The sequence below is a fragment of the Micromonospora inyonensis genome, from assembly GCF_900091415.1.
GTDB classification, from domain to species: domain Bacteria; phylum Actinomycetota; class Actinomycetes; order Mycobacteriales; family Micromonosporaceae; genus Micromonospora; species Micromonospora inyonensis.
The window spans coordinates 2342981-2357417 of the sequence record NZ_FMHU01000001.1; the positions used below are offsets into that span (position 1 = coordinate 2342981).

12 protein-coding genes are annotated in these 14437 nt (G+C 68.7%); 4 read left to right on the plus strand and 8 right to left on the minus strand.

What is annotated here, in order from left to right; all coding sequences use genetic code 11:
• Positions 1 to 75: 75 nt before the first annotated feature.
• The 8 genes from GA0074694_RS10565 to GA0074694_RS30830 form a co-directional block, all read right to left on the minus strand.
• Positions 76 to 1167 (minus strand): hypothetical protein, encoded by a 1092-nt coding sequence (locus GA0074694_RS10565; RefSeq protein WP_091456264.1) that lies wholly within the window; start codon positions 1165 to 1167, stop codon positions 76 to 78.
• Positions 1164 to 1985, minus strand: a complete 822-nt coding sequence (locus GA0074694_RS10570; protein ID WP_091456267.1) for a thiopeptide-type bacteriocin biosynthesis protein — start codon at positions 1983 to 1985, stop codon at positions 1164 to 1166. Before GA0074694_RS10570 ends, GA0074694_RS10565 begins: the two co-directional genes overlap by 4 nt.
• 16 nt (positions 1986 to 2001) lie before the next feature.
• The gene (locus GA0074694_RS10575) at positions 2002 to 3222 is read right to left on the minus strand and encodes a lanthionine synthetase C family protein (protein ID WP_091456270.1); all 1221 of its coding nucleotides are present in this window, start codon (positions 3220 to 3222) and stop codon (positions 2002 to 2004) included.
• Entirely contained in the window at positions 3219 to 6233 is a 3015-nt protein-coding gene (locus GA0074694_RS10580; RefSeq protein WP_176737849.1) for a lantibiotic dehydratase, read from the minus strand. Before GA0074694_RS10580 ends, GA0074694_RS10575 begins: the two co-directional genes overlap by 4 nt.
• Before the next feature lie 170 nt (positions 6234 to 6403).
• Positions 6404 to 6571, minus strand: a complete 168-nt coding sequence (locus tag GA0074694_RS10585; protein WP_091456276.1) for an FxLD family lanthipeptide — start codon at positions 6569 to 6571, stop codon at positions 6404 to 6406.
• A gap of 78 nt (positions 6572 to 6649) precedes the next feature.
• The gene (gene fxlM / locus GA0074694_RS10590; protein WP_091456279.1) at positions 6650 to 7858 is read right to left on the minus strand and encodes a methyltransferase, FxLD system; all 1209 of its coding nucleotides are present in this window, start codon (positions 7856 to 7858) and stop codon (positions 6650 to 6652) included.
• A 276-nt stretch (positions 7859 to 8134) separates the two neighbouring features.
• Entirely contained in the window at positions 8135 to 8650 is a 516-nt protein-coding gene (locus tag GA0074694_RS10595) for an NUDIX domain-containing protein (RefSeq protein WP_091456282.1), read from the minus strand.
• Positions 8651 to 8660: 10 nt separating this feature from the next.
• The gene (locus tag GA0074694_RS30830) at positions 8661 to 10043 is read right to left on the minus strand and encodes a helix-turn-helix transcriptional regulator (protein ID WP_483819079.1); all 1383 of its coding nucleotides are present in this window, start codon (positions 10041 to 10043) and stop codon (positions 8661 to 8663) included.
• A 309-nt stretch (positions 10044 to 10352) separates the two neighbouring features.
• On the opposite strand from GA0074694_RS30830, the gene GA0074694_RS10605 reads away from it, so the two are divergent.
• From GA0074694_RS10605 to GA0074694_RS10620, 4 genes are all read left to right on the plus strand, one after another.
• On the plus strand, positions 10353 to 10631 hold the full coding sequence (locus GA0074694_RS10605; protein WP_141714037.1) for a hypothetical protein: 279 nt from the start codon (positions 10353 to 10355) through the stop codon (positions 10629 to 10631).
• Entirely contained in the window at positions 10628 to 12091 is a 1464-nt protein-coding gene (locus tag GA0074694_RS10610) for an APC family permease (protein WP_245714637.1), read from the plus strand. The genes GA0074694_RS10605 and GA0074694_RS10610 overlap by 4 nt, the downstream gene beginning before the upstream one ends.
• A 313-nt stretch (positions 12092 to 12404) precedes the next feature.
• Positions 12405 to 13094 (plus strand): hypothetical protein, encoded by a 690-nt coding sequence (locus GA0074694_RS10615; RefSeq protein WP_245714638.1) that lies wholly within the window; start codon positions 12405 to 12407, stop codon positions 13092 to 13094.
• Positions 13091 to 14326 (plus strand): histidine decarboxylase, encoded by a 1236-nt coding sequence (locus tag GA0074694_RS10620; protein ID WP_091456296.1) that lies wholly within the window; start codon positions 13091 to 13093, stop codon positions 14324 to 14326. Before GA0074694_RS10615 ends, GA0074694_RS10620 begins: the two co-directional genes overlap by 4 nt.
• Positions 14327 to 14437 lie beyond the last annotated feature (111 nt).

Consider the following 14437-nt stretch of genomic DNA (forward strand, 5'->3'; position numbering starts at 1 on the left):
ACGATGGCGCTCGGCTCCGGCCCTTCACCGACGCGGCTCACCTCGGGTACCACCAGCAGGCGTTGACGGTCAGCGTCATCCGGGTTGAACCGCGTCCAGGGGGCTTCGGCTCCGGCGTGTGATGGCCGATTCGGCTGTATCGAGGGCGCGGTTGAGGCTGACGAGGTGTGGTGCGGGTATGGTTCCGTGACCGAGTCCGCATTCGGAGACGAGATTGGTGAGTTGGCCAGTCTGGCGGCTGGTGGCGACGCTGAGACAGCCAGGGTGGGCGAGGACGTCCCGAGCGGCGTAGCCGTTGTTGGCGGCGTGGCGGACCAGCTTCATGGCAATCTGCTCGGCCTCACGGTCGCCGACGTCGAGGGCGTCAACGAGAGTGAGGCCAAGCCGGGTACGGAAGACGCCTAGCCCGGATTCGGCAGGGCCGAGTGCATGGTAAGCGGTCAGCGCGGCAGTCAGCGCGTCGGCCGGATCGCTGGCCGGCACATGCAGATACAGGCAGGCGGTGACGGCGTTCTCCCATGGCTCGCCGGGGCGAGTAGCGCCAAGCATCGCGCGGGCCTGTTGGTAGCGGCCCGATGTGGCGTGGGCGATGACGGCGATCTGCCTGCCGTCGAGCATGCGCGTGCCGATTCCCTTGTATCGGGCGAGGCGGTGGCTGGCTTCGTCCCATCGGCCGGCGGTGGCGAGGGCCTGGGCGCCGGTGCCGAGCAGGACGCTCCACAGCCACGTTCGGGCTTTGGTGTGGGCGCTGGGCGTGTTGGTGAGGCGGGCGGCGGGGATGGTGAGGCCGTCGATCGTGGTGTCGGTGCGGGTGTCGATCGCCTGGAAGAGGGTCTCCAGCAGGGTCCAGGCGGCGGGGCCGTCGCCTGCGCGAATGTGGAGGCGGGCGAGGTTCACGATGGGTTCGAGTGCGTGTTGGGGCTCGCTGTCGTGGGCGAGCGCGACGGCGGCGATCCGGTGGCACCAGGTGTGGGCCAGGTCGGGGATGCCGCAGTCGGATGCCAGGAGCGCGGCGAGGTTGAAGACTGCGGTCGCGGCGGCCATGTCACCGCTGCGCTGGGCTATGTCCGCGCGTTCCTGGAGGTCGAACACGCGCTGGGCCAGGGGCGTGCAGACGGGTCGAGGTCGGGCGATCAGCGGGAATCTGCGGGCAACGGCCGGGTTCATGAGTCACCGCCTGGGGTGAGAGCGCCAAGCGTGCGGGCGGGGCCGAAGATGATGGTCTTGGCGGCAGCGGCGAGGACCGCCTGGTGCATGCCAGGGACACCGCGCCGGTTCCATGTGAAGATCACGTGGTGTGCGAGGGTGGCTCGCAGGCCACGGCGCAACCGCCCGGTCTGGTTGAGCTGCCGGAGGGCGTCTCCGGCGGACGTGTAAGCCTCGAACAAGCTGCGGCAACCGGCCAACGGCGCTTCGCGGCGGGTGAGGCCGGCCGGATCCACCGTGAGGAGCCTTCTCGCGGCGTTACGCAAGGCATCGACAAGATCGAGCTGGGGTGGGTCTCGGTGGTCGGCGACGCGCGCCCATACGTCGCCTTGCTCATACCAGTCGAGGCCCGCCGCCCGCATCATCGCCGCCGACAGCATGATCGACAGCTCGCGTTGGCGCGTGGATATGTCGTCGATGCTGCGGGTGAGTAGGTAGCGGCTGTCGTGGTGCCAGAGCCAGTGGGCGGCGTCCATGGCCTCGGGGCCGCCGAATGCGTGGGTTTCGGGCTCGTAGATGCCGGGGACGGCGACGCGGATGTGGCGGCCGTGCATTAGCCGTTCCAGCTCGCTCGTCAGGTAGCGGTCGGCGTCGGTCGTGGTGGCGGCGGGGAGGTAGCGCAGCCGCCAGTTGTCCTTGCGTACGTAGAACCAGGTGGTGATGAGGTGGCGGGCTTCGCCTTCGTTCAGGATCGGCGCGAGGTGTGTGATGGCTGCCTGCTCTGCGGCATGGGGGTCAGGAAAGGCGATGGTGGTCTGCCGCCATTCGGGTGCCGTCATCAGCGTTTTCCCTCGTTCAGGCGAGGGCGAGGAAGGCGTCCCAGCCGGTGGCCGGGGCGCCGATGACGGCGGTGTGGAGGGCGAGCGCGGCTCCGGCGGTGCCGTTCATCAACTCGGGGTCGCCGTGGATGTCGGCGGCGAGCTGGCTGGAGAGCTCTGCGGCAAGGCCAGGTAGCTGAGCGGTGAGCTGGGCCGAGCGGTGTGGGCCGGTGCTGATGGCGGCCATGCGGCAGGCGGATTGGAGGAGTCCGGCTTTGCCGTGGCAGAGGCCGATCTCGGGGAGTCGGTCGCGCTGGGTGGTGTCGCGTAGTGCGGCGAGCATCGCGTTCTCCGCCTGTTGCTGGCGGGTGGTGTCGCGTTGGGCGATGCCGGCGAGTTGCTGGGCGCGGGCGATGCCTGGGGTGCCGTAGCACCAGGAGGGTCGGTGTCGCCGTGGGGTGGTGTCGGGGGCGACGTAGCCGGGCCACCAGATTGCAGCCGGGTCCTCTTGGCGGTGGTGGTCGGTCCAGTCGCACAGGTCGGCGAGAGCGTCGCGGGCTGCGGGAGTGTCGTGGCCGTGGAGGATGGCGTAGGCGAGCAGGGCGATGACCGCGCTGATGCCGTGGGCGGTGCCGATGTTGCCGTGGCCGTGGGGGAAGTCGGGGTGGGGTGTTCCGCCGAGCCCGGAGGGCAGCCACCACGGCGGTTGGGCGGTGGTGCCGCTGAGGGGTTCGGTGATGCGGGCGAGGTAGCCGACCAGGTCCTGGCTGAGCGGGTGGTCGGGGTGGGCGTGTAGGTGGTAGAGGCCGAGCCCGGTCAGACCGTGGACCAGGTCGAACTCGTACATGGTCAGTGGTTCACGGCGGTCGATGCGGGCATGGGCGGCGGCCAGCCGTTGGCGCGTGAGGGTGATCGTGGCGTCGTTGAGGCTGGCGAAGGCGCGGCGGTAGCCGCCGAGGGGGCGGGCGGTGTGCAGCATGAACGCCAGCGCGGGGGCGCCATGGAAGGGGTCGGAGTTGCGGCCGATGCTGACCGGCTCGCTACCTGCGGCGCGTATCCAGCGGTGGGCGGTGGCTTCGTCGCCGTGTCCGGAGACGGCTCGCTCGATGTGCAGGAGGGCGATGCCCACCGCGCCTCCGGCCAGCGATTGTGGTCGGGTCCGCCCGTCGAGTGACGGGCCGACGATGGAGGGGCTGGCGAGTCTGGCGCAGACCGCCGCGAGCAGGTCCAAGGAGCTAGTGATGGCCGGGGGTGTCATGGGGTGCTCCTTGTCGTCCAGCTCAGCGCGGCGGCGCGGGCGAGGTGGAGGCAGGCTCGTTCGCTGTCGAGGTCGAGTCCGGCGACGCGGACGTGGTGCAGGTGCAGCAGGTCGGGCAGCAGCTCGGCCGGCGGGACGGTGCTGACGGCGGGCAGGCTGTCGCGCCAAGCGGCCACGGTGCGGCGTCGTTCGGCCCACCGGTTCATCAGGTTCTCGCCGTCGGGCAGGGACGCCACGGCCGTGGGGTCGTACGGGTTGGCCAGGCGGATAGCCTGGTCGTAGACGGCTCGTGGAGGTGCCGGCCGGTGCGTGCGGGTACGGGCTACCAGCCATCGCAGGGCATCGTGCGGGTCGCCGATGACCGCCGTGACGAGGTCGACCATGCTCGCGGCGGTCAATGCCTGCCAGCCGAGGGCGGGACGTCGCTGGGTGACGGCCAGTTGGGCGAGCGCGGCTGCGGAGTCTGCGGCGAACACGGCGGTCGTCGCCCGGTACGCGGCCAGGCTGCCGAAGCGGCCGGGCTCCGCGAAGTCGGTGTCCCACTGGACTCGCCGGGTCAGGTCGGCGTCGGTCAGCTCCCGCGTCCAGCCGCTGATGGCGTCGATGCGCAGGCCGCTGATCCGAAGCCGCACGTGCGGCTCGGGGTCGGCGTGACGAAGGAACCACCACCTGCCCACTTCCGGGCGCTGGGACAGAAGCCTGGGCAGATGGGCGCTCAGGATGGTCGTCTGTTCCTCCGGCCGGGCGTAGATCTTCAGGTAGTGGTGGTCGCTGCCAGGCAGGCTGCCGTGAGTACGGACATCGACCGGAGGGCTGCCGAGGCGGGGTGCTGGTGGTCTCGGGGTGGTGGCGGTCAACGGGATGACGATCTCGTGCGGATGCCCGCCGATCCAGCCGTCGCCTTCGGCAATGACGCGCAGCAGGGCGGTGGGGTTGCGGGTCAAATGGTCGCGTAGCAGCGCCCGGTGGGCGGGTTTGTCCAGGTCGACGCCGATGGTCTGGTCGCCGGTACCGAGCGAGACGGCGGTGGGGCAGCCGGTGGCCTCCAGCCAGGCGGCAAGCGCTTGGTTCCAGTGCTGCCAGGAGGCTTTCCGGTCGGGCAGTTCGGCGGCGGTCAGGTGCCACCGCGCGGGGCTCAGGAGGGTCCGTCCGTACCGCAGCGCGGGCAGGAAGGGCAAACCTTTGGCCGCTGGCCCCCACTCGACTGGTGAGCACGGAGTAGCGAGCGCCACGGGCGCTTCGGCCAGGAAACGGGCAAGCGGGTGGGCGTGCCGTACCGGCTCGACCGCGTTGACCGCGACCGGCTGCAGCGCCCGCTGACGGGAGATCGACACCAGGTACAGGCGGTGCGCGTCTGCCGTGATCGCGATGTCGTCCAAGCCGATCGCGGCCTGTGACGGCGCGTGGTACTCGCCGACAGGGATCAGGTGCGGCAGCACCTGGGAGGCACGGTTGACATCCAAGCTGATGGTGTAGCGAGTGACCGCAGACAGCTGGGCCAGCAACGCCCCACCGCTGGCTGGTGAGCTGTCGGTGGCACACGACGCGAACCGGCGCCGCTCAGTCTCGCCGAGCAGGTCCAGGAACCGGCCCGCGGTCGAGAATGCCTGCGCCGACGCCCGTACGACCGACAGCTGAAAGTCCCCGTCCGCAATGGCTTGGAGGGAGTCGGCGTGTACGCGCACGGTGAGCTCGGCGGTCGGCGGGATCTCGGTCGGCGCGGCACCGGCCAGTCTCTCCAGCAGGGTGTCGTCGAGGACGACCTCGTGTTCACGGCGTAGAGCGGCGCGTTGCGCCAAGGCGAGCAACCCCCGATCCCTGTCGGTCAAGACGGCCAAATCATTGGCTGGCTCGCCGGTAAAGCCATCCGGGTAGCCCAGGCCCACCTGAGCATCGATCGCATCGAGGAGCGGAACGAGGGCATGCAGGCCGTACCTGTTCAAGAAACGCACGTGCCAGTCCCGCCACCCCGCCGATGTCGGCCGGGCGAGGCGGGTCAGCGCAGCAGCGGCGCGGCATGCCTCGACCGTTACCGTCGTCGGCACCACGAGGTCGCAGTCCAGCCGCAGATCGACCCCGACCGCGTGCCCGGGGTGGGCCAAGGCGGTGGCCGCGCCGAGGTCCCGGCGTCGGGCGTCAGCTGTGGCCTCGTCCGGCGCGCCGTCGTGTCGGGCCTTGAGGTCACGAACGCGACGTAGCGGAGCAAGTAGCTCGCCCACGTCGCCGCCTTCGGCTGCGGCGGTCTCCAACTGATCCACGAGATGCGTCAGGGGGTCGGTCTCGGTTGACGGCGGTCGCAGGTTCGTCAGCAGCAACCGCTGCGACACCATCTGGCCCGTCAGCCGCTCAGCGCCCTCCGCAGGTGCCCCACATTTGGCCGTCAGCTTGCCGGTGAGGTCGGCCCACCGGATCGGTTCAGCCGCCAGCGCCAGAGCCACGCGGATCATGTCGCTGGCCTTGATACGCAGATGCGTGGGCGCACCTCGGGGATCGCTCGTGGCGGCGCGATACTCCAGCACCACCTTCCCAGCCCGCTCCACCAGCAGGTTGTTCGCGCGAACCATCAAATGAGGGCGGAGCCGCGCGTCGGATTCCAGGCCATCCAGAACGGTGGCCAGCCAGGGCGCCTGGAGGCGGGCGAAAGGCCGGTGAGCGCTTCCCCAGCGGATGCTGCCGGTGCGGCTCGTGGTGACGGGGGCAATGCCCGCGAACAACCCGTACGGTGTGGCACGGGTGGAGGCCCGCAGCAGGTAACGCATGATCGCGAGCACCACCCGGCGGGCGTCGACTTGCGACACGCTCCCGCTGACGGCGGTGGTGGCTCGTTCGGCGAGTTCCGGTGACGCGTGGGCCAAGGCCGCTCCGAATCCCGCAATGGTCAACGTCTCGGCAAGCCACGGCCGCCAACTGGCCGCCGCGTCGCTGCTGGTCAGGTCAGGCCATGCGCCGAGCTGGCCGGGGCGAAGTACGGCCGCCCGGAGCATCAAGGCGTCGTTCACGCTGCGATACACACCCAGCCTCCCCACGGCGTGATCATCTGTCTGCGGGTGAGGAGTGCCCGACCTCGAGAGCATGTCTCCCAGGCCGGACACTCCTGACCCGATTTCGATGGCTCGTTCTCAGTGCCTGCCCACCTGGACCGGCCTGGTCATGAGCACGAGCCACCAGCGGATGCGACTGCTCAGCAGCTGGTGCAGGCTGACTCACAGGTGGTGCCGCAGTTGTCCTGGGTCATCTTGATGATGTGCTCGACGGTGCCGCCGGCCTCGATGAACTCGATGTCGAGATCGAAGTCGTCCAGGGTGCCGCCTTCGACGATGTCGGGCTGGACCGTGGCGAGCTGGGTCATGACAACCTCCCTGTTTCGGGTGATAGGGCTTCCCCGGCACTTCCCCGGCGTGGGCCGCCGAGGTCAGCGCCGAAGCTTCTAGAGCCAGGCGACAGCGAGAACGCCGTGTCGCTTGGTGGTGTGCCACCCGGTCAAGCCGCTGGTGTCGGCCGTGTTCGGGCGGTAGGCGATGTGGGCAGCGCCGCGCCGGTAATAGCCGCCCGCCCAAGCACGGATCATGTCGAGCAGCTCGCTACCGACCTGCTCAGCCTCCGGTCCGTGGGCGATGACACCGGTCTCGAAGCCGCTGACCATCTGCGGGTTCTCCCGCTTGATCCGATAGGCGAACGTGCCGCCACGCACCAACGCCGGGGTGCCGATACGCACCGTGCGGTTCACCACGCTCTGATCGACGGCAGCCTGCGCGGCGTGCAGCATGGGCAGTTCCGGCCCGTTGGTCAGCAGGAACAGCTCCAGCTCGTCGGGCATGTCGAACGGCGTGCCCGACCAGCTCTCCGCCGGCGTGGTGTTGAGCGCCCTGCGGAGCGCCGGCACATCGAAGGTGAGAGGGCTGTTCTGATCGAGGCGCAGTCCGACGTCGGGGGTGATGGGGATCAGTTGCTCGTCGGCGGCGCCGTCGCCCTGCATCGGCACGAACGAGCCGAGCCGGTAGTTGCTGGCCGTCAGCACCGGATCGTCAGGGGCGCGATCGAAGGCGATGAGCCGGGTTATCCCGGCGAAACGCAGCGGCACGACGATCCGGCCGTCTGGGGTGAGCTGGTCGAGCCAGGCGGGCGGGATATCCCACGCCCCGACCGTGACGATGATCCGGTCGTACGGCGCGTGCTGCGCCACGCCGTGCTCGGCGTCGGCGAGCACGACGTTGACCTGCTCGTAGCCGGCCCGGCGCAGGCCCGCGCGGGCACGGTCAACGATGTCGGCATCGATGTCCACGGTCGTCACCGAGCCGGTCGGCCCGACAATCTCCGCGATCAGGGCGGCGTTGTATCCGCCTGAGCCGATCTCCAGCACGTTCATGCCCGGCCGCACCTCGGCCTGTTCGAGCTGAATGGCCTGAATGTGCGAGGCCGAGACCACGCTGGTCTGCCGTCCCCGAGCGTCGAGCTTCGGAACCAGGGTGGTGCTGGTCTGATAGACCTTCTCCAGCGGTTCACCGGGTGCGAAGTCGTGGCGGGGCACCGCGTTCATAGCCGCAGCGACGCTGTCGGTGGTGATCAGACCCTCGTCGCGCAGCGTGGCCACCATGGCCCGGCGCAAGGTGATGGCGTCGTCGACCTGCAGTGTCATCGGAATCCTTCGGGTCAAGGGCTGCCGGACTCACATCCCGCTTCGCCCTATTGGTCTGGCCTATTAGGTTGTTGCAACCTGTCCCAGCGGGGCTGCGGCTGAGGCCAGCGTCAGCTGCTCCTGGGCCAGGAGATCGCGACCACACCGTGCGCCTGCGCATGACAGCGGCGTCAGCAGGAATCTGGCTCCAGCGCCCAAGCGTGGCCGGCAATCGCTGAGGCGCTTTGCAGTGAATTAAGTTCATGCGACGAGGCTGACCCCGTCCTGAGTTTTCCGTTAGGTGCGTCCGAACTCTGCGTACCGAGGGCTTCCGTCATTCAGGGCGGCCAAGGCTGAAGCAATCCTCCGGACCATTGATGGGCGCAGGAAGGGGGTCGATTCTTCAAGTGTGAGAAAGCGAAATCCAGTGAGTTCGGGGTCTTCGATCTTGAGTGTGGCCGACTGGCTTTCGTTGAGCTGCCCGCCGTCAAAAATAAACATCACGCCGTCGGTCCAGACTCCGTGCGCTGGCATCCAGTCGACTACCAGAAGCTTGCTGATTGCGAGATCTAGCCCTATCTCCTCCCGAACCTCTCTGCGGCAGGCGGCAAGAGGCGACTCGTTCGACTCGGCTACTCCACCTGGAATCTCAAGAAATGGCTTGTATCCAGGGGTCACGAACAGGATTCGCTCAGCGTGGTCGCGGATCAATGCCCCTCCAGCGACCCGCTTCTTGGGAATCCGTTCGGCAATGCCTGGGTTGAACTCGGGCTCTGGCGCGCCCTCGGCGCAGAGATCATCATCGAACGTCACAGTGCGTAGCTTACTGCAGTAAGCTACTTCGCCTTCCTTCTAGGGCCTGGGTCTTCTGCTCGAATTCCCGCACATAAGCGACCTGCGCATGCGGAAGCAGTTGCTTTCGCAGTGCAGTGAGATGACTTTTCGATCGATGAGACGTGAGCCCTCGAGCCGACTGGACTGCTGTTGTGGCGAGGCTGGCAGCTTCTTCGATCTCGCCCTGAAGCAGCGCTACATGAGCCAGTTGGGAGGCGGCATAGACGTAGCGGCGCCCCTGCTTCTCCTCCCTGTCCCAGGCGGTTCCCATGAAAGTGCGCGCTGCGTTCAGTTCGCCCAGTTCAAGCCAGCAGGTGCCGACATGGCTAGCGAAGAGCTTGTCATCCCAGTGGCTGGCCCACTCCGGTGCGATCTCCGGTCTTCCTCGATGGAAGCTCCTCTCAGCCCTCTCGAGGGCTGCCCTGCATGCCTGCGCATCGCCTTGGACGGCATGGGCACGCGCTTCGAGCATGAGAGCTTCGGTGGTCACGACCGGCACGCCCACCCGATTGCTGATGTTTCCGGCGACTTGAGCAAGTCGGAGTGCTTGACCAGGGCGTGCAAGGTATAGGGCTTGGTCTGCCATGCTTGCGATGACGTAGGCGGCATAGGCGCGATTGCCTGCCGCCTCAGCAAGGCGCAGCGCTTGAGTGAAGTAGCGCTGCGCAAGTGAATGCCGAGACGTGTCGTATGCCATCCACCCGATGAGTTCACAGAGGATGGCTGCGACGTCGAACATTTCCCGTTCGATCCTGGCAGGTTTCGGTGCCCTAAGCATGGGGATTGCGCGGTCCTGAAGGTATCGGACCGCAAGCATTCGGCAATGCTCTCCGCCGAAACTCCGGTCAAGCCCATCGAACGCACGTGTCATTGCTCGTATCTCGTCCACATCATGCGACGTTACTGACTTGATCTCAAGTTGAGGGAGATCGTTGACGGCGTCTCCGAACAGCCAGTCAAGACAAGCGGAATTGAGCGCCTCGGGCATGTATTTCCCGTGGGTGACCGCGGTGTGTTTTATTTCGTCAAGGTGTGCCAGACCGCGGAGTGTCAGGACAGTTTCGTGTAAGGAGGGGCTGTAGGTCAAGCCGATGTCCGACCGGTAACGGTTGACCTCGCCCCCTAGCCCCAGCTCCTCGGCGCTACGACGGTACGCTGCGCACAGGAGTGACCGATATGGTTCGGATGGGTCACGTTCGCCGCTTTCCCAAGCGGAAATCATTCGCACCAAACTCACCCGTTTGGCGAGCGTATGGAGACCTTCAGCCCGCCGTTCGAGTTCATGCGCAAGACGCGCCCTTGACCACCCCCGTTCTTGGCGGACCTGCCGCAGTGGTCGCATAGGAATCCTCACTTGGTGCTCGGTCGACATGTACTGCCGACATCAACATGTCTTACGGCGGGCGCTGACGCAAGCAGTGCGTCACCCCCCGTCACTCCTTGTCCCCCAGAGTCTCGCCCGTCCTGTGCGGTCACCCTGCCGCGCGTTTGCGGTGTCGGCTTTGCTGGGTGTCTGCGGCGTATAGGAGCCCGTACTCGCTCCGACACCCTGCTATCAAGGAGGTAACCCTTCATGCTGACTCTGACTACGCGTTTTCTCACCGCGTCTCCACCGCGATGTCTCAATGCCGGACGGTGGTCGCCGGCGGAGTTGACCGTCGCGCGTGCTGGTGCCGCCGTCATGGACGCGGGAGGCGTGACGTCGGACGCCTACGCGTGGGGGTACGCGGTTCGGCGGGAGTGGTCGAGCGGTGCTCATGACCTGTTCGGGTTCACGCCCGACGCCGCGATCGCGCAGCGTCGGCTCGACCGTGACCAGGGCTACTGGCGCACCGGTCCGATGCGGCCGGCGGCCGTGTATCTGGTGGCCGCCAATGCCGTCGACGTGAACCGGCATCCGGTGGACGGCTGTCGGATGGTGTCGTGCCCGGACTCTCCGAGGGTGGGGGAGTGGCGGTGAGGTCGACGCGTGTGCAGCAGGTGGGTTTGGCGCGGCGGACGTTGACGCCGTTCGGGTTGTGGGTGTTCGGGGCGGCGGCGTCGGCGCCGATGGTGGTGCTGGCCGGTGGCATCGTCGGGGTCTACGCGACCACGGAGGTGGTGGCGCTGCCGTTGATGTTCCTGCTGGTGGCGGGGGTGGTGGCGCTGTTGGCGACCGGGTACGCGGCGATGGCGCGTCAGGTCGGGCATCCGGCGGCCTACTACGGCATTCTGGCGAGGGGTCTGGGTCGTGGTTGGGGTGTCGCCGCCGGCCTGGTCGCCCTGGTGGCCTACAACGCGATTCAGATCAGCTTGTACGGGCTGTTCGGGGCGACGGTCGCCGCGCATCTCGGCGGCAGTTGGTGGGTGTGGGCGGGCCTCGCTCTGGCGGTGGTCGGGGTGTTGGGTGTGCGGGCGATCGCGTTGGCCACCCGGGTTCTGGTCGTGGTGCTGGTGGTGTCGCTGCTGATCGTGGCGGCGTTCGTGGTGGCCGGTGTCGGGCAGCCGGCGGACGGTGGGTTGTCCTGGGAGGGTTTCGACGCCTCGGGGCTGGCGGTCGGTGGCCTTGGCGGCGCGGTTGCCTTCTGTGTGGCGGCGTTCATGGGCGTCGACGGGGTGGGTTCGTTCGTCGAGGAGGCCATCGACCGCAGGTCGGTCAGCGGGGCCACGGTCGGCGGCCTGCTCATGCTGGGCGGGGTGTATGCGGTCGCGGCGTGGGCGATGGGGGTGGCGGTCGGTCCGCGGTCCGTTGCCGGGGTGGCTGCGGATCCAGTGGGAGGGTTGCCGTTCTCGCTTCTGGACCGTCTCGGCGCCGGGTGGAGCGTTCTCGGTGAGCTGATGCTGGCCGCCGCCGCGGTCACCTGCATGCTGGCGTTCCACGCGGTGATCGCGCGGTATGTATTCGCGATGGCCCGCGAAGGTGTCCTGCCCGCCCGGCTGGCGCGGGCCAGCGGCGGCATCCGGGTGCGCGCGCCGCGCGGCGGGTCGCTGACGCAGACCGGTGTCGCCACGGTGGTGGTGGGCGGGTTCGCGCTCGTCGGCGCTGACCCGATGTCGGTGGTGTTCACGTGGCTGTCGACGTTGGGTGCGATGGGGCTGTTGTCTCTGCTGCTGGCCGCGTCGGTGGCCGCGCTGCGGGCGCCGGCCAGCGTGCGCGGGCTCCGGCCGGGGGTGTGGGAGTGGCGGCTCGCGCCCGTGCTGGGGGTCCTCGGCGGGCTGGTGGTGCTGGCCCTGATGGTCGGCAACGTCGGTTCGCTGCTCGGTGCGGCGCCGGGTACGCGGTATCCGTTCCTGCTGCCCGTGATCCTCGCGGCGACGGCTGTCATCGGTGGGGTGTGGGCGGCGAGTCTGCGGCGGTCGCGGCCTGAGGTCTACGCGGGTATCGGCCGTGGCACCCCGGCAACCCATGCCGTGCCCGACGCGATGAGCATTTCGATCTGAGGCGGGAGCGATGACCAGAGCGCGTGCTGCCATGCCCTCACCTGGCGGGCACTACGGTGTCGATCCCCTGGACCCCGCCTGGCGGCCGACCAACCCGTCGGCGGTGTCACCCGCTGTCCGGCAGACGCCTTCGGCTTACGTACCACCGCCGGCGTACGGAGCTGCCCGGGTTCCTGTCGAGCACCAGCGGCCCCCAGCCGCGGCTGTTCCCCCGCCTCTGCCCCCGAGTGCGAGTCCGCCCCTGGCCCCGGGTGGGGCCAGGCATGTCGATGACGGGCCGTCGGCGAGGGTGCGCCGTCAGGCTGATCTGCGGATGCAGATCGCGTATCGGTGCAAGCGGGCCAACATCAGCCACCTGATCGCGGCCGACCAGGCGTTCGGCCGGCGCGACGCGGTCAGCCCACACGCCGTGATGCTGTTCTTCACCTGCGACGCTCCGGCCGAGCCGCACGGCTACAAGCTGTACACCGCCACTCGTACTTGGCCGCAGTCACCGGACTCCGACGACCTACCCAGGCTGCTCGGCGACCTGACGGACGTCGCGGCGGACAACATCGCCGCTCTCGGGCGTGCCTGGAGCCCTCTCGGACCCCGGGGCTCGATGGTCAACGGCGGGGATATGACCCTGCCAGCCGGCGCCACCTACGTCGGTGTCGGTGTCAGCATCCTCGACTCCGATCGCGGCCGCTGGTACGAGGTCGCCGCGACGCTACGCGAAGCGGCTGTCGACGGCCGCTACATGTCGGCCTTCCACCTGAAGGGCCAGTGCTACGCGGTGATGGTCGACGGCACCGCCCTGCACATCGACCGCGACCCCGACGCCCGCCTGGGCGACACCGGGATCCGCTGCAACAAGCCCCTCGACCCGGAACGCATCACCTACCACAACCCCTACGCCAACCTGACCGAGCAGGGCGACGACGAAACCCGGGCGGTGTGGCGGCGGCTCATCGCACTGAACACCATCCTCGCCACCCACCTGCTCGCCGGACGACCAGCGTGACCCCGACCCCGACCCCGACCCCGACCCAGACTCCGGCCCTCAGCCTCGCCGATGCCGCGGATCTCAACCAGGCGCCGATCGACGTCACCGCCGTCCTCGACCACCTGACGCGCGAGGCCGACGCCGCGGCGGCGACGAGCATCGGCTTCCCCGGGGCCGTGGACGTCGACCAGACCGAGGTCATGGCCCGCCTCGGCGGACGGTTGTGGAACAACATCGGCGACCCGCAGGATCCGGGCGCGGGTACTCACACGCGGGCCCTGGAGCGTGCCGTCATCGCCTGGGTCGCCGACATCCTGGCCATGCCCGCCGACGACAGGTGGGGCTACGTCACCACCGGCGGCACCGAGGGCAACCTGTCCGCCCTGCACGCCGCCCACCGCCGCCATCCGACCGCACGGATCTACTACTCGACCGCCGCGCACTACTCGATCCCCAAGGCGGTGAAGATCCTCGGGGCGCGCGGTGTGCTCATCGGCGCCCGTCCGGACGGGGAGATGGACTACGCGCATCTGGCCGGGCAGGTCCGCAAGCGTCGGCGGTGGCCCGCCATCGTGGTGGCCACCGCCGGCACCACCCTCACCGAGGCGGTGGACGACAGCACCCGCATCCAAGGTGTCCTCAACGAACACGGCGTTGCCGGGCACCTGCACATCGACGCCGCCCTGTCCGGTATCCCGCTCGCCCTCGACGGCCGGCTGCGCTTCGACGACGCCGGCGGCATCGGCAGCATCGCGATATCGGGTCACAAGTTCCTCGGCGCGCCGACCCCGTGCGGGGTCGCACTCATCCGCGACAGCGTCCGCACCCATGGCAGCCACGTCGCCTACACCGACACCGTCGACACCACGATCACCGGCTCCCGCTGCGGCCTGGCCGCCGCACTGCTCTGGCACGCCATCGCCACCCACGGACGCGAAGGACACCGCTGGCGTGCCAGCGAAGCCCGAACCCTCGCCGCCTACACCGTCTACCAACTCACCGCCGCCGGATGGCCCGCCTGGCGGCACCCCCACGCCTTCACCGTCGTCCTGCCCACCCCACCCGAACCCGTACGCAAGAAGTGGCTGCTCGCCACCGACGGCGACACCAGCCACATCATCTGCATGCCCGGCATCACCCGCGGCCAGATCGACGCCTTCGTCGCCGACATCGCCGCCACCGCACCGCCGAGACCGATCCCACGGCCCCGGCTCTCGCCCGAATCGCCCACCAGCGCCCCTGGGCACTGACGGGTTCGTCTTCCGGCGCCTTCCCGATGCCGATCGAGGGCTGCCCCGATAACCCACCGTCACCTTCTACCGCTCTCGCCTGGCCGCATTGCCCTGCCCTGCGACATCCGG